15 protein-coding genes are annotated in these 15893 nt (G+C 65.5%); 13 read left to right on the top strand and 2 right to left on the bottom strand.

The genetic code is table 11. From position 1 onward, the window contains the following. Positions 1-42 precede the first annotated feature (42 nt). On the bottom strand, positions 43-552 hold the full coding sequence (locus AOP74_RS00075; RefSeq protein ID WP_061960306.1) for a GNAT family N-acetyltransferase: 510 nt from the start codon (positions 550-552) through the stop codon (positions 43-45). A gap of 64 nt (positions 553-616) precedes the next feature. After that, complete coding sequence (locus AOP74_RS00070; protein WP_061960305.1) at positions 617-1600, bottom strand: quinone oxidoreductase family protein; 984 nt, start codon at positions 1598-1600, stop codon at positions 617-619. A gap of 77 nt (positions 1601-1677) precedes the next feature. On the opposite strand from AOP74_RS00070, the gene argC reads away from it, so the two are divergent. The 13 genes from argC to tyrS all read left to right on the top strand — a co-directional run bounded on the left by argC (position 1678) and on the right by tyrS (position 15579). Beyond that, positions 1678-2721 carry an N-acetyl-gamma-glutamyl-phosphate reductase gene (gene argC, locus AOP74_RS00065; RefSeq protein ID WP_201774286.1) on the top strand — a complete coding sequence of 348 codons (1044 nt, stop codon included), beginning with the start codon at positions 1678-1680 and terminating at the stop codon, positions 2719-2721. Then, the gene (argJ, locus tag AOP74_RS00060) at positions 2718-3893 is read left to right on the top strand and encodes a bifunctional glutamate N-acetyltransferase/amino-acid acetyltransferase ArgJ (protein WP_061960303.1); all 1176 of its coding nucleotides are present in this window, start codon (positions 2718-2720) and stop codon (positions 3891-3893) included. Before argC ends, argJ begins: the two co-directional genes overlap by 4 nt. Then, complete coding sequence (gene argB, locus AOP74_RS00055) at positions 3890-4807, top strand: acetylglutamate kinase (RefSeq protein WP_061960302.1); 918 nt, start codon at positions 3890-3892, stop codon at positions 4805-4807. The genes argJ and argB overlap by 4 nt, the downstream gene beginning before the upstream one ends. Beyond that, positions 4804-6033 carry an acetylornithine transaminase gene (locus AOP74_RS00050; RefSeq protein ID WP_061961840.1) on the top strand — a complete coding sequence of 410 codons (1230 nt, stop codon included), beginning with the start codon at positions 4804-4806 and terminating at the stop codon, positions 6031-6033. The genes argB and AOP74_RS00050 overlap by 4 nt, the downstream gene beginning before the upstream one ends. Continuing rightward, positions 6033-6962, top strand: a complete 930-nt coding sequence (gene argF / locus AOP74_RS00045) for an ornithine carbamoyltransferase (RefSeq protein WP_061960301.1) — start codon at positions 6033-6035, stop codon at positions 6960-6962. Before AOP74_RS00050 ends, argF begins: the two co-directional genes overlap by 1 nt. A gap of 2 nt (positions 6963-6964) precedes the next feature. Further along, positions 6965-7462: an arginine repressor gene (argR, locus tag AOP74_RS00040; RefSeq protein WP_061960300.1), complete on the top strand. Its 498-nt coding sequence runs from the start codon at positions 6965-6967 to the stop codon at positions 7460-7462. A 101-nt stretch (positions 7463-7563) separates the two neighbouring features. Next, positions 7564-8766: an argininosuccinate synthase gene (locus AOP74_RS00035; protein WP_061960299.1), complete on the top strand. Its 1203-nt coding sequence runs from the start codon at positions 7564-7566 to the stop codon at positions 8764-8766. Between the two features lie 4 nt (positions 8767-8770). Next, the gene (argH, locus tag AOP74_RS00030) at positions 8771-10201 is read left to right on the top strand and encodes an argininosuccinate lyase (RefSeq protein ID WP_061960298.1); all 1431 of its coding nucleotides are present in this window, start codon (positions 8771-8773) and stop codon (positions 10199-10201) included. A gap of 75 nt (positions 10202-10276) precedes the next feature. Continuing rightward, a complete protein-coding gene (locus AOP74_RS00025; RefSeq protein ID WP_236683681.1) occupies positions 10277-11428 on the top strand; it encodes a M20/M25/M40 family metallo-hydrolase in 1152 nt (383 codons plus the stop codon). Next, entirely contained in the window at positions 11425-12282 is an 858-nt protein-coding gene (locus AOP74_RS00020; RefSeq protein ID WP_061960297.1) for a hypothetical protein, read from the top strand. The genes AOP74_RS00025 and AOP74_RS00020 overlap by 4 nt, the downstream gene beginning before the upstream one ends. After that, complete coding sequence (gene menC / locus AOP74_RS00015) at positions 12282-13409, top strand: o-succinylbenzoate synthase (protein WP_061961838.1); 1128 nt, start codon at positions 12282-12284, stop codon at positions 13407-13409. The genes AOP74_RS00020 and menC overlap by 1 nt, the downstream gene beginning before the upstream one ends. 51 nt (positions 13410-13460) lie before the next feature. Beyond that, positions 13461-14087 (top strand): uridine kinase family protein, encoded by a 627-nt coding sequence (locus AOP74_RS00010; RefSeq protein WP_152649097.1) that lies wholly within the window; start codon positions 13461-13463, stop codon positions 14085-14087. A 229-nt stretch (positions 14088-14316) separates the two neighbouring features. Further along, positions 14317-15579, top strand: coding sequence for a tyrosine--tRNA ligase (gene tyrS / locus AOP74_RS00005; protein WP_061960295.1), 1263 nt, complete (start codon positions 14317-14319; stop codon positions 15577-15579). Positions 15580-15893: the final 314 nt, after the last annotated feature.

The raw sequence follows: 15893 nt of genomic DNA, 5'->3' as shown, positions 1-15893 counted from the left end.
CGCGACGGGACCAACGGCGCCTGCGGCACCCGCGGGGGGCGGCTAGAAGCCGGTGTCGACCGCTCGCGCCAGCAACGCCACGCGCACGGTCTCGCCCTTGGTCTCCAACTCGCCTAGACGGCGAAACCCAAGGTGCTCGTGAAAGGCCATCGAGCGTGGATTCGCCGGGCGCAGATTGACCTCTGCTGTGACGTCGGTGACGCTGCGCTCGCGGGCGCGTTCAAAGACCGACTCATACATCGCGCGGCCCACGCCGGTTCCGCGCGCTTGCTCGCCGACAACAATGCGGTCGATGTATTGGTGACGGACGTGACGCTCTTCGAACCAGTGATAGTTCTCGGAGTCGTAGTCCTGCCCGCCGGCAAGTGACAACAGGAAGGCGATGACATCGCCATCGCGGTTCGCCGCGACGAGTGCGACGTCGCACATGTCGCGCACCGCCGTTAGCGACTCCGCCGTGAGCTCATTCACCGCAGGCGCTGCCTCGTTGTTCAGGCGCAGCACCGTGTCGAGATCGGTGGGGCGCATGACGCGGAGGCGAAGGTTCTGCATGTGCTTATTGTGCCCCGCGATTGTCACGATTGCGTGACAATGACGATTCATGCCCGTTGCTCAGTTATGGAATCAGCACAACTTTCCCGGTGGTGCGGCGACCCTCCAGTGCCGCGTGGGCTTCCCCCGCGCGATCGAACGGGAAGGTCTCACCAATGCGGACATTCAGGTTGCCGGACCTCACCGCACCGAACAGTTCTTCGGCACGCCAGGAGCGCTCCTCGGCGGTGGCGAGGTAGTGACCCATCGACGGGCGGGTGACATACATCGATCCAGCCCGGGACAGACGCTGAAGGTCAAACGGCGGGACCTGGCCCGACGAACCGCCGAACAGCGCGAGCATTCCGCGGGGTTTGAGGGACGCGAGCGAGCCGTCGAACGTCGTCGCGCCCACGCCGTCGTACACGACGTCGACTCCGGCGCCGTCGGTAAGCGAACGGACTGCGGCGGGCAGCTCGTCGGACACCGAGTCGAATTGGTCGTAGCGAATCACGTCGCTCGCGCCGGCTTCACGCGACAGCGCTTCTTTGTCGGAAGTAGACACCGTCGTGATGACCCGGGCGCCCCGCGCGACTGCCAACTGGGTCAATAGCAGTCCGACCCCGCCAGCTCCCGCGTGAACGAGCGCGGTGTGGTCGGCGCCCAAAGGGAAGGTCGAGGCACTGAGGTAGTGAGCCGTGAGGCCTTGAAGCATCAGGGCTGCGGCGACGGTGAGGTCAACGCCTTCCGGAACGCGATAGCAATCCTGGGCGCCCAGCAGTACTTGTTCGGCGTACGAGCCGCGCGATCCCGCCCACGCGACGTGGTCACCGACAGTCGCAAAATCGACGTCCGCACCCACCTCGCGCACGACTCCCGCGCCTTCAAGGCCCAGTGGGTGAGGCATCGGGACGGGGTAGACACCCGAGCGCTGATAGGTGTCGATAAAGTTGACTCCGCATGCAGCCACGTCAACGAGGACCTGGTCGGCAGCGGGTTGCGGCGTCGGAACGTCCTCTACCTGCATAGCCTGCGGTGAGCCGGGGGAGTGCACGACGATTTGCTTCATCTGTCCATCGTGGCATGCCGGCCTGAAACCGGCCTAGGTTTGGCGTCGGCCATTCACTGGCATGTATAGTTATGCACATGTCAATCTCTGTCGCAGTTTCTGGTGCCTCCGGATATGTCGGTGGCGAGGTCCTGCGCGTTTTCAGTGAGCACCCGGACGTTGAGTTCGGCGCACTGGCCGCGCATTCCTCCGCCGGCGATCGATTGGGGGTGCACCAGCCACATTTGCGCACGCTTGCTGACCGCGAAATCGTCGCCACGAGCGCGGAAACGCTCGCAGGCCACGACGTGGTCGTGCTCGCCCTGCCGCACGGCGCCTCCGGCGAGGTCGCGGCACAGTTGCCTCCCGAGACCCTCGTGATCGACTGCGGCGCCGACCACCGCCTTGCCTCGTCTGAAGCCTGGGCCGAGTACTACGGCGGCGAGCACTCCGGCACCTGGCCCTATGGAATGCCTGAACTGATCACGGCTGACGGCCACCAGCGCGACAACCTGCCTGGCGCCAAGCGCATTGCAGTGCCGGGCTGCAACGTCACCGCTGTGACTCTCGGTCTCCAGCCAGGTGTCAAGGCCGGTGTCATTGACCCGACCGACATCGTCACCGTCCTGGCGAATGGATACTCCGGCGCGGGCAAGAAGCTCGCAACCAACCTGCTGGCCTCCGAGGGACTGGGCGCCGCGAGCGCCTACGGAGTGGGTGGCGTTCACCGTCACATCCCCGAGATCGTCCAGAACCTTGGCGTCGCAGGTGCCGAGGACATCAAGATTTCCTTCACGCCCACGCTGGTTCCCATGGCTCGCGGCATCCTCGCGACCATCACGGCGCCGTTGGCTGCTGGCGTCACAGCCGACGAGGTTCGCGGCGCATGGGAGACGGCCTACGCCGATGAGCCCTTCGTGCACCTCCTTCCGGAGGGCCAGTGGCCAACGACCGCGGCAACACTCGGCGCCAACACCTGCTTGGTGCAGGTTGCCGTCGACGAGAAGGCCGGCCGCGTCATCGTGATTTCCGCGATCGACAACCTCGTTAAGGGCACCGCGGGTCAGGCACTTCAGTCCATGAACCTCGCGCTCGGAGTGCCCGAGACCACTGGTCTCCAGGTCCTGGGGGTGGCGCCGTGAGTGTCACCTCAGCTCAAGGTTTCACCGCCTCCGGCGTCGCAGCGGGCATCAAGTCCACCGGCGCCAAGGACGTGTCGGTCGTCGTCAACGAAGGCCCCCACAAGGTCGCTGCCGGCGTTTTCACCACGAACCGCATCGAGGCCGCTCCGGTCACCTGGTCGCGTCAGGTCGTCGCCGACGGTCGGGCCGACGCTGTGGTTTTGAACTCCGGCGGCGCCAACGCGTGCACGGGTCCAGAGGGCTTTCAGGACACGCACCGCACCGCCGAACACGTCGCTACCGCACTCCAGGGCACCGGCCGCGACATTGGCGCAGGAGATGTCGTGGTCTGCTCAACCGGGCTGATCGGCGTGCGCCTGCCCATGGACACCGTCTTGGGTGGGGCCGATGCTGCGATCGCAGGTCTGTCGGCCGACGGTGGTCAGGCTGCTGCCGAAGGCATCATGACGACCGACTCGGTCGCTAAGACTGCCGTCGCTTCGCGCGATGACTGGACTGTGGGCGGCATGGCCAAGGGAGCAGGAATGCTTGCCCCGGGTATGGCGACGATGCTGTGCGTCGTGACGACCGACGCGGTCATTGACCCGGAGGTTGCCAAGGCGACCCTGGCATCGGCCGTGGGACAGACTCTCAACCGAGTTGACTCTGACGGCTGCATGTCGACCAATGACACCGTCATCCTGATGTCCTCGGGCGCTTCGGAGACCGCGGTCTCCGCTGAGGACTTCGAGGCGGCGCTGACCGAGGTTCTCGCGAGCCTGTCGCGCCAGCTCGTTGCTGACGCCGAGGGTGCCGGTCACGACATCGCGGTGACCGTGAAGAACGCGACGACGGAAGACGCGGCTGAGGCTGTCGCCCGTGCGATTACTCGCTCGAACCTCTTCAAGACGGCGATTTTCGGCAACGACCCCAACTGGGGCCGGATCATCTCCGCCGCAGGCACCGTGCCCGCCGAGGTCGCGCCGTATGACGCGACCACCCTCGATGTCTACGTCAACGGAGTCCAGGTCTGCCGCGCTTCCGGCGTAGGCGACGACCGCGACCTCGTCGACCTCACCGGCCGCGAAGTGACCGTCGTCGTGGATCTCCACGCAGGCGACGCGACGGCGACCGTCTGGACCAACGACCTCACCCACGATTACGTCCACGAGAACAGCGCATATAGCTCATGAGCACAGACATCGAATATCCCGACATGACCCCTCACCAGAAGGTGGGCGTCCTCATCGACGCCATGCCCTGGATTGAGAACTTTAAGGGCGCCACGGTCGTCGTGAAGTACGGCGGCAACGCCATGATCGACGAGAACCTCAAGGCTGCTTTCGCCCAGGACATCGTCCACTTGCGCCTGCTGGGGCTGCATCCCGTCGTCGTGCATGGTGGCGGTCCGCAGATCTCGGAGATGCTGGGCAAGCTCGGTATCGAGTCCGAGTTCCGAGGTGGACTGCGCGTCACGACCCCCGAGGCGATGGACGTGGTCCGCATGGTGCTGACCGGCTCTGTGTCGCGCGAACTGGTGGGCCTCATCAATGATCACGGCCCGCTCGCGGTCGGCCTCTCCGGTGAAGACGCAGGCCTCTTGCAGGCCAAGCGCCGCAAGGCGACCGTCGACGGCGAAAAGGTCGACGTCGGCCTCGTCGGTGACGTCGTCAAAGTCAACCCCGCCGCGATCGAGGACATCATCACGGCTGGTCGTATCCCCGTCGTGTCCACTGTCGCTCCTGACATGGAGGACCCCACCACGGTTCTCAACGTAAACGCGGACACCGCGGCTGCCGCTATCGCTGTGGCACTGCGCGCCCGCAAACTCGTCATGCTCACCGACGTGGAGGGCCTGTACGCCAACTGGCCCGACCCCGAGTCGCTGGTGCGCCGGATTCACGCCTCCGACGTCGAGAAGATGCTGCCCTCGCTCGCATCAGGCATGGTGCCCAAGATGGAAGGTTGCCTCCGCGCCGTGCGCGGTGGTGTGGCACAGGCCCACATCATTGACGGCCGCGAGCCGCACTCGCTGTTGACCGAGATCTTTACGACCCGCGGAATCGGCACCATGGTGCGCCCGGATGACACGGAGCTGTGGGCATGAGCGACGCACAGACCACCGCACCCGCCGGTACCGCGGGCCTCGAGCGCTACGAGCACGCCCTCATGGGCACGTACGGCATGCCGATGCGCATGCTCGAGCGCGGTGAAGGAAGCTACGTCTGGGATGCCGACGGCAACCGCTACCTTGATCTTCTCGGTGGCATTGCCGTCAATGCGCTTGGCCACGGCCACCCCGCGTGGGTGAAGGCGCTCACCGAACAGGCCGCAACGCTGGCCCACGTGTCGAACTTCTTCGCGACGGCGCCACAGGTGGCGCTCGCCGAACGTCTGCTCCAGTTGGCAGACGCGCCCGAAGGCTCGCGCGTGTTCTTCTCGAACTCCGGCGCGGAGGCCAACGAGGCCGCCTTCAAGATGGCGCGCAAGACTGGACGCGGCACCATCATCGCGTTCGAGGGCGGCTTCCACGGCCGCACGATGGGTGCGTTGGCCATGACTCACAAGCCGGCCATCCGCGAGCAGTTCGCACCGATGCCGGGTGGCGTGGTGTTTCTTCCTGCAAACGACCAGGAAGCGCTCAAAGCCGCAGTCGCCCAGGCAGGCGACGACCTCGCCGCAATCATCGCCGAGCCCATTCAGGGCGAGGCCGGCGTGCAGCCGTTGACTCACGAGTTCCTCACGCTGGCGCGCGAACTCACTACCAGTGCAGGCGCGCTGCTCATCCTCGACGAGGTACAGACGGGCGTCGCACGTACCGGTGCCTGGTTTGCGCACCAGCTGTACGGCGTGAAGCCGGACGTCATGACGCTGGCCAAGGGACTGGGCGGAGGCTTCCCCATCGGCGCCGTTGTGGCCTATGGCGAACGCGCCGGGCACCTGCTGGGCAAGGGCGAACACGGCACCACGTTCGGCGGAAACCCCATGGGCGCGGCTACGGCCTTGGCGACCTTGGACGCTATTGAGGACGAGCAGCTGCTTGCCAACGCCAAGAACGTTGGCGCGCACCTGACCGAGCGCCTTGAGCAGCTTGACGGCGTGGTTGAGGTCCGCGGTGAGGGCCTGATGCTGGCAATTGGCCTGGCATCGCCCCAGGCGCCCGCCATCGCGGCATCTGCAATCGACGCTGGTTTCATCGTGAACCCGCCATCGCCAGACACCATCCGTTTGGTGCCTGCACTGACATTGTCCGTCCCCGAGGCGGACTCCTTCCTTGACTGGTTCGCCGGCCACCTCGCCGCGAACCCCCTAACCCAAGACGGGGGACGGTGATGACCCGCCACTTCCTGCGTGACGACGACCTGACACCGGCCGAGCAGCGTGAGGTACTCACGCTGGCGCTAGCCATGCGCCACGACCGGTTCATGCACCGACCCTTTGAGGGTCCGCAGGCAGTGGCGGTCATTTTCGATAAGCACTCAACGCGCACCCGCGTGTCATTCAGCGCTGGCATCGCGGAACTTGGCGGCTATCCGCTGGTCATCGATGCCGCGAGTTCGCAGATGGGTCGCGGCGAGTCGATTTCCGACACCGCGAAGGTGCTTGAGCGCATGGTGAGCGCCGTCGTGTGGCGTACTTTCGGCCACGACCGCATCGAAGAGATGGCGGCGCACTCGTCGGTGCCTGTCGTGAACGCGCTCACCGACTCGTTCCACCCGTGCCAGATCCTCGCTGACTTTGCTGCTATCGCCGACGAACGCGGGGGAGTGGGCGCGCTTTCCGGCCTGGACTTCGCGTACATCGGTGACGGCGCCAACAACATGGCGCAGTCCTACCTCCTGGGCGGTGCGACGGCAGGCATGCACGTGCGCATCGGTACTCCCGAGGGATACCTGCCCGATGCGGAGGTCATCGCGAGGGCGACCGAGATCGCAGCGCAGACAGGCGGCTCGATCACCATCACCCACGAGCACGATGAGGCCGTCCACGCCGCCGACGTCATCGCGACGGACACTTGGGTATCCATGGGTGACGAGGGCGAGAAGACCGCTCGCGAGCAGGCTTTCCTCGCTTTCCAGGTCAACGACACGTCGCTCCAGCTCGCCGCCCCTGGCGCTCAGGTGATCCACTGCCTGCCCGCGTACCGCGGCAAGGAAATTTCAGCATCGGCCATTGACGGCGACCAGTCGATCGTGTGGCTCGAGGCCGAATACCGCCTGCACGCGCAGAAGGCACTGCTGACCTGGTTGGTGGAGCAGTGACGATGACGCAGACCATCCCCGCCACCAAGGCCGCGCGTCAGGCGCTGATTCGCCGACTCATCGAGTCGGAGTCGATTCACTCGCAGGGTGAGTTGGCATTGCGCTTGGAGGGCCAAGGGATTGCGGTGACGCAGGCAACATTGTCGCGCGATCTCGTGGATATTGGCGCGGTCAAGGTACGTGGGCTCGGCGGTGCACATGTGTACGCCACCACTGATTCACTGAGCGCGTCGGAAGACACGGATCAGCGACTCACGCGGCTGTGCGGCGAATTGCTGCTGACCGCGGACGGGTCTGCCAACCTCACAGTCCTGCGCACCCCGTCCGGGGCTGCGCAGTACCTCGCAAGCGCGATCGATCAGCACGATGACGAGGACATTCTCGGCACGGTGGGCGGTGACGACACGATCATGGTCATTACTCGCGATCCCGAGGGCGGCCTACGCCTGGCGCGACGCTTTTTGGAGCGAGCCGTCGGAGGCGGGCACGAGCGCTCGTAACGCCCCCTTCGTGACACGACCTCTCTGAGACACGCCGGCCCGGCCGGCAACACGATTTAGAACTACGACACAACGACACACGATTCACAAGGAGACACAACATGACTGACCGGGTGGTGCTCGCATATTCGGGCGGACTGGACACCTCGGTGGCAATCGGCTGGATCGCCGATGCCACGGGCGCGGAGGTCATCGCTGTTGCGGTGGACGTCGGCCAGGGCGGAGAGGACCTCGAGGTCATCCGTCAGCGTGCGCTCGACTGCGGTGCGGTTGAGGCGTATGTCGCCGACGCTCGCGATGAGTTTGCCGAGGAGTACTGCATGCCGGCGCTCAAGGCGAACGGCCTTTACCAGGACAAGTACCCGCTGGTGTCGGGCATCTCGCGTCCCGTGATCGTCAAGCACCTGGTGGAAGCTGCCCGTGAGTTTGGCGGCACGACCGTCGCTCACGGTTGCACCGGTAAGGGCAACGACCAGGTCCGCTTCGAGGTCGGCATCACGTCGATTGCACCTGACCTCAAGTGCATCGCACCTGTGCGTGACCTCGCGCTGACCCGCGACAAGGCCATCGAGTACGCAGGCCGTCACAACCTGCCCATCGAGACCACGAAGTCCAACCCGTTCTCGATCGACCAGAACGTGTGGGGCCGCGCCATTGAGACCGGCTTCCTCGAGGACATCTGGAACGCGCCCACCAAGGACGTGTACAGCTACACCGACGACCCGGCTTTCCCGCCGGTCCCCGACGAGGTCATCATCTCGTTCGACCGTGGCGTTCCCGTCGCGATCGACGGCGAGAAGGTCACCCCGCTGCAGGCCATCGAGATCATGAACCGTCGCGCCGGTGCGCACGGCGTGGGTCGCATCGACATCGTTGAGGACCGCTTGGTCGGCATCAAGTCGCGCGAGGTCTACGAGTGCCCCGGCGCGATCGCGCTCATCGAGGCGCACCGCGAGCTCGAGAACGTCACGCTCGAGCGTGACCAGGCTCGCTTCAAGCGCGGAGTCGAGCAGAAGTGGGGCGAGCTCGTGTACGAAGGCATGTGGTCGTCGCCGCTGAAGGACTCGCTCGACTCGTTCATCGAGGACACCCAGGAGTACGTCTCCGGAGACGTGCGCATGGTCCTCCACGGTGGCCGCGCCACCGTCACCGGCCGCAAGTCCGATGTTGGCCTCTATGACTTCAACATGGCGACCTACGACGAGGGCGACGCCTTCGACCAGTCGGCCGCCCGCGGATTCATCGAGATCTACGGCCTGGCAGCCAAGCAGGCTGCTGCACGCGCCGCACGCGTGAAGGGATAGTTCAGTGGGAGAGCAGCACGGCACGAATGAAGGCGCCCTGTGGGGTGGCCGGTTTGCCTCAGGTCCGGCCGATGCTTTGGCCGCTTTGAGCAAGTCGACACAGTTTGATTGGCGTTATGCGGACGACGACCTGCGGGGGTCGATCGCGCACGCCAACGCCCTTCACCGTGCTGGGCTGCTCTCCGACGACGAACTGTCCACCATGATCGACGGCCTCGATGGGCTACGCCGGGACGAGGCTGACGGCAAGCTCGTACCGTCGGAGTCCGACGAGGATGTCCACGGCGCGCTCGAGCGCTTGCTGATCGAGCGCATCGGCCCAGAAGTGGGAGGCAAGCTTCGCGCTGGCCGCTCGCGCAACGACCAGATCGCGACGCTGGCGCGGATGTACCTCCGCCGCCACGCCCGCGTCATCGCTGGTCAAGTCCTCGGCGTTGTGGATGCGCTCCTTGAGCAGGCGGACCGTCACCTCGACGCGCCCATGCCTGGCCGCACACACTTCCAGCACGCGCAGCCGGTCACTCTCGGCCACCACCTGATGGCGCACGTGTGGCCGCTCTTGCGTGACGTCGACCGCCTCGTCGACTGGGATGCTCGCGCCGCTAAATCGCCCTACGGCGCTGGTGCGCTTGCCGGTTCCACGCTTGGCCTGGACCCTCAGGGCGTCGCGGATGAGCTCGGATTCTCAGGCCCGTGCGAGAACTCGATCGACGCGACCGCGGGACGCGATGTCGTCGCAGAGTTCCTGTGGGTGACGTCGATGATTGGCGTTGACCTGTCGCGTATCTCGGAAGAGGTCATCGCGTGGGCGACTGTCGAGTTTGGCTTCGCGAGCCTCGACGACGCGTTCTCTACGGGATCGTCGATCATGCCGCAGAAGAAGAACCCGGACATCGCCGAGCTGGCACGAGGCAAGGCCGGCCGTCTCATCGGTGACCTCACCGGTCTGCTCGCCACGCTCAAGGGCCTGCCGCTGGCCTACAACCGCGACATCCAGGAAGTGCACGAACCCGGATTCGATGCGGTCGAGACCCTTGAGGTCCTCCTCCCCGCATTCTCCGGAATGGTGCGCACCCTGGTCTTCCACGAGGACCGTTTGGCTGAACTTGCACCCGCTGGCTACTCGCTTGCCACAGACATCGCCGAGTGGATGGTGAAGGAAGGCGTGCCCTTCCGAGACGCCCACGAGGTTGCAGGGGCATGCGTGCGCCTGTGCGAAAAGCGCGGCAAGGAACTGCACGAGATGACGGCGGAGGAGATGGAAGGCATCCATCCCGCGCTCAATGAAGGCGTCCTCGAAGTACTGACGGTCGAAGGCTCGCTCGCCGCGCGCAACGGCGTCGGAGGCACCGCACCTGAGCGCGTTGTGGAGCAGGGCAAGGCCGCACGTGAGCGCGTGCGCCACTTCCGTCCCTGGGCAGAAGCCGGTTCCTAACTAGCATTACCGCCAGTTCACGCCGGCCCCGCGCGCGAAACACCGCCGTCACGTGTCTTCTGACACGATGGCGGGGTGACCCTCCTCGATGACGCCGCCGCCCGTCTGCCAGCGATGCTGGAGGATGCGCAGCGGATCATCGAGTGCGAATCCCCGTCGGATGACCTCGTCGCGAATGCGCGCAGCGCAGAGGTGGTCGCCGATGTCCTTGGCGGGATCCTCGCTCAGGCCAGCCTCCCGAGCGAGCCCGAGCGCATCGTCATCGATGGAGTCACCCACCTGCGTTGGCGCCTCGGCGGTCCCGCGCGCATCGTTCTGCTGGGGCACCACGACACTGTGTGGCCCCACGGCACCCTCGCGACCCACCCGTTCGAAGTCCGCGACGGCGTGCTCACGGGCCCCGGATGCTTCGACATGGCCATCGGCTTGGTGCAGGCGGCCCATGCCGTGGCGGCGCTTGCCCAACGCAGCGGGGCCGATGCCGTGGCTGGGATCACGTTGCTCGTCACCGGGGACGAGGAAGTTGGGTCCACGACGTCACGGTCCTTGCTCGAGGATGAGGCGCGGGACGCCGATGCCGTGCTCGTTTTCGAGGCCTCGGGCCCCGGCGGAGCACTCAAGACCGAACGCAAGGGCACGAGTATCTACACGGTCGCAGCGACCGGCCGTGCTGCGCATGCAGGCTTGGAGCCCGAGAACGGCATCAACGCAGGTGTCGAACTCGCTCTTCAACTGCAGGCCGTCGCGAGGCTCAACGGCACGGGGGCTGGCACGTCAGTTGTCCCCACGCGCGGCTCGATCGGCACCACGACCAACACCGTTCCCGCCCATGCCTCTTTCGACGTGGACGTCCGGGCACGCACGTCACAAGAGCTCGCCAGGGTCGACGGGCTAATGCAGACGCTGACACCCCACCTCGAGGGAGCCAGCGTGAGCGTCGCAGGCGGTATCAACAGACCTCCGCTCGAGCGCGCACTGGCGTATCCGCTGTTCGAGCGCGCCGTCCGACTGGCCCCCGCGGCGGGCATTCAAGATCTCGACGAGTGCTCGGTAGGCGGAGCGTCCGATGGAAACTTCACTGCTGGCCTCGGCATCCCTACGCTCGACGGACTCGGAGGCGTCGGGGGCGGCGCACACGCAGAGGACGAGCATGTCGACATCGCCCATGTTCCGCACCGCACCGCGCTCGTCGCGCTGCTGATCGACGACATCTTGGGTACCTCGTGACGGGCCAACCCACGCCAGCATCGGCCCCTGTCACGGTGAGCGACGCCGCGCAGGACGCGGCCGAGGCCGCAGATCGCGCTGGTGTCACGGTGCGCGAGCTCGACACTGGCGAAGTCAACGACGCCGCCGCGCTGCTCGAGAGTATGTGGGGCTCGGGAGTCGTGGAGGCACCCATGATGGTGGCGCTGCGCCACGCGGGCGCATACGTTGCAGGCGCTTTTGCCGAGGCGTCCCTGATCGGCGTGTGCGTCGGCTACTTCTCGCAGCCCTTGGGCACGGCACTGCATTCTCACGTCGCGGCCGTTGCACCCGACTCCGGGCGCCGGGGGATCGGTATTGCCCTCAAAATGCATCAGCGCGCCTGGGCACTCGCGCGTGGGCTTGAACGCATTACATGGACCTTCGATCCGCTGGTGGCCCGCAACGCCGCCTTCAACCTGACGCGGCTTCAGGTCGACATCGCCGAGTATCTCGTCGACTTCTACGGAGACATGCCGGACACCGTCAATGCCGGCCAGGGCAGCGACCGCATGCTCGCGAGCTGGAACCTGTCGCGTCGTGTTGACGCCGTCGGCCACCCCCGTGTCCCGGGTAAGCCGGCCACGGAAGGCGAGCAAGCATCGGCCCTGCTGACCACAGGCGTCCACGGTGAGCCCGTACCCCTCGTGCCCGTAGCCACCACTCGGTTGGCCTCGGTATCGGTCCCACCCGACATCGCTCGCTTGCGCGCGCAGGACCCCGCGCTCGGAACTGCGTGGAGGCTAGCGGTGAGAGATGCCGTAGCCCCGCGTTTGAGCCACGGGTGGACCGTGGTCGGTTTCGACGACAATCGCTACCTCTTGGAGGCATCATGATGCAGATCGACCACGTGACACTTCACGAACTGCGGATACCGCTCGTAACCCCGTTTACGACGTCCTTTTCTACGCAGCGCGCGCGGACCGTTGTGGCCGTCGAGGTCGCAGCCCGCACCGAGGCCGGGGAAGTCACCGGATGGGGCGAGTGCGGCGCGCTGGCTGAGCCCGTCTATTCGGAGGAGTACGCCTCGGGCGCCGTCGATGTGATTGAACGCTTCCTGCTCCCTCGCCTCATGGACGCCCAGAGCCTGGACCTTCTGAGCGCTGAGACGGTCGGCGAACATCTCGCTCCAATCGTGGGCCACCGCATGGCGAAGGCTGCGATTGAATCTGCCGTGCTCGACGCACAACTCAAGGCCACTCGCACGTCTTTCGCGCAGTACCTGGGCGTCACGGCACGCTCGGTGGCCTCCGGGGTCTCGGTGGGCATCCAGGACTCTATCCCGCAGTTGCTTGATGTGGTGTCCGGCTACGTCGACGAGGGATACCAGCGAATCAAGCTGAAGATTCAACCCGGATGGGACACGGAACCCGTCGCGGCCGTGCGTGAAGCACACCCCGACATCCCGCTCCAGGTGGACGCCAATGCTGCGTACACCTTGGTTGACGCCGCGCACCTGAGCCGCCTCGACGCGTTCGGCCTGTTGCTGATCGAGCAGCCGCTGGGGGAGGCGGACATGCGCCAGCACGCCGAACTCGCGAGGGTCATGTCCACACCGATGTGTCTCGACGAGTCGGTCGTGTCCGCCGAGGGCGCTGCCGACGCCATCGCGTTGGGTGCTGCAGCCGTCATCAACATCAAGCCATCGCGTGTGGGCGGATACCTCGAGGCCCGCCGCATTCACGATGTCGCGCGTGCAGCCGGGATTGCGGTGTGGTGCGGCGGCATGCTCGAGACGGGCTTAGCACGCGGAGCCAACGCGGCTTTGGCCGGGCTGCCTGGCTTCACGCTCCCCGGCGACATCTCCGCGTCGAGCCGATTCTATGAGCGCGATCTCACCACGCCGTTTGTGATCGAGAACGGGCGCATCGCCGTGCCGACGTTTGCAGGCCTGTGTGAAGAGCCTCAGGCCGATGCCGTGGCTGAGTTCGAGGTCGGAGCCCGCCACCTTCAGGTGGCGTGAGTCTGAGGTGACCACAGCATCGGCCGGATGCACCTGCCGTACCCTGAGCGCGTGACTGTCAGTTCCATCCGTGACCTCGTCGATCTTGTCTCGGCGGCTCGTGCGCTCCCGGGTGGCACGCGCGTCGTGCTGATCGATGGCCCAGCGGGCTCGGGCAAGACGACCCTGGCTGGGCGTCTCGCCAACGCACTGGGCGGTGTCGCTTCGGCGGGTGCTGGCCAGTTCGATCCCGTCAACCCGTTGCCTGATAGCGCTCCCGTTCATACGCTGCACGGGGACGACATGTACGAGGGGTGGTCGGGGCTACCCGTCCTCGACCAGGTGCTGGTGGATCAGGTTCTAGATCCGCTGTCGCGAGGGCAACGCGGGGGCTTCCGCATGTGGGACTGGCACCGCAGCGAACGCACTCACCGCATTGAGGTGCCGCCACGCCCGTATCTGATCATCGAGGGTGTCGGGGTGGGGCGGGTGGCTGCGCGCGAACGCGCCAGTGTCCTGGTCTGGATCGAAGCGCCCGATGACGTGCGCCTCGAGCGAGGCATCGAACGCGATGGTGAAGCGATGCGGAGCGAATGGCTCACGTGGATGGACTCGGAGCGGGAACATTTTGCGTCGGATAAGACGCGCGAAGCTGCCGACCTGAGCCTTCATGGCACGGTCCATCTCACAGAGTTGTAACGGTTTCTCGTGAACAATCTGAGATGGCTCTCAGATCGTGCCGCCTACCGTCGAAGTGTCGCTGGACGCGCCGCCAACCGTGTCGGTCGGACCCCTCCTAGGTGTCCAACCCCTCAGCACCGATCCGCGTCTGTAGCCCGCGCGTCCAGCGACCTCTCTTCTTCAGCCCCGTGCGGCAGGCACAAGCTTGCGCCGCTGCGGCGCGACTGCTGGCACAATGGCGAGCATCATGACTACGGACATTCTTGACGAACTCGCTTGGCGCGGGCTGATCGCGCAGACCACCGGACAAGACGAGTTGGGAGAGTCGCTCGCGAGCGGCCCCATCACTGTGTACTGCGGATTCGACCCCACAGCACCGAGCCTGCACCACGGCCACCTGGTCCAGCTCGTGCTTTTGCGCCACTTGCAGCAGGCCGGCCACCGCGTCCTTCCCCTCGTGGGCGGCGCGACGGGAATGATCGGCGACCCGCGCATGTCCGGCGAGCGCGTCATGAACACCAAGGACACCGTGGCCGAATGGGTCGAGCGTCTGCGCTCCCAGATCTCACGATTCCTTGACTTCGATGGCGACAACGCCGCCCAGATGGTCAACAACCTTGACTGGACCGGAGACCTGACTGCGATCGACATGTTGCGCGAAGTCGGCAAGCACTTCCGGCTCGGCACCATGATCGCGAAGGACACGGTCGCGCGGCGGCTCGCAAGCGACGAAGGAATCTCGTTCACCGAATTCAGTTACCAAGTGCTCCAGGGCAATGACTTCCTCGAACTCTACCGGCGTCACGGCTGCACTCTCCAAACAGGAGGCAACGACCAGTGGGGCAACCTGCTGTCGGGCGTGGAGCTCATCCGCAAGGCTGAGGGCGAAGCGGTACACGCCATGACGACGCCGCTGATCACGAAGGCCGACGGCACCAAGTTCGGCAAGACCGAGGGCGGGGCCGTGTGGCTGGCCCCGGACATGATGAGCCCTTACGCCTTCTACCAGTTCTGGATCAACACCGACGATGCCGATGTGATCCGCTTCGCCAAGATCTTCACCTTCCGCACGCGCGAGGAGATTGAAGAGCTGGAGCGCAAGGTGGAAACCGAGCCTTTCAAGCGTGAAGCGCAGCGCACGCTCGCGTGGGACGTCACCGCGTTGGTACACGGGGCCGCAGCGGCCGATGCTGTTGTTCAGGCCTCGCAGGCTCTCTTCGGTCGCGCAGAACTTGAGGGGCTCGATGAGCGCACCTTGGCCGGTTGCGCTCAGGAGCTTGGGGGAGTGGAAGCTCCCAGCGACACGACTGTGGTTGATGCGCTCGTGCTGGCAGGGATTGTGAAGTCAAAGTCCGATGCGCGCCGGGCAGTCCAGGACGGCGGCGCGTACCTCAACAACGCCAAGGTTGACCAGCTCGAGACGACACTCGGCGACGTTGCAAGCCTGGCCGGCGGGTGGACTGTCCTGCGCCGTGGAAAAAAATCTGTAGGAATGTTGCGCGTCGTTTGACGCGACGACCGCACGAACCGGAGGCTATATGCTGGTTTACCAGGCGAGATGCCGGTCAAAACCTGCGACACGCCCGGACAAATCACGATTTGACGCGGTGTCCCGGGAGCCGTAATGTATTCCTCGCTGCCAACGACGGAAGCGCTTCGGACAAGATCAGAAATGGTCCCGACGAAGAGCTTGATTGACAGCCACTCTCACTCCACGAACTTGGGTTCGCTGCGGCGCGCCTGAGGGTGTAGAGTAGAGATCCCGCTGACGAGATCATGTCGAATGAAGCCAAATACGGCGATTTGACAAGGTGAGTCAGCAGG

Origin of the sequence: Demequina flava, from assembly GCF_000975035.1 — a bacterium.
In the GTDB taxonomy this organism is placed as follows: Bacteria; Actinomycetota; Actinomycetes; order Actinomycetales; family Demequinaceae; genus Demequina; species Demequina flava.
This window is presented reverse-complemented; position numbering and strand designations above follow the sequence as displayed.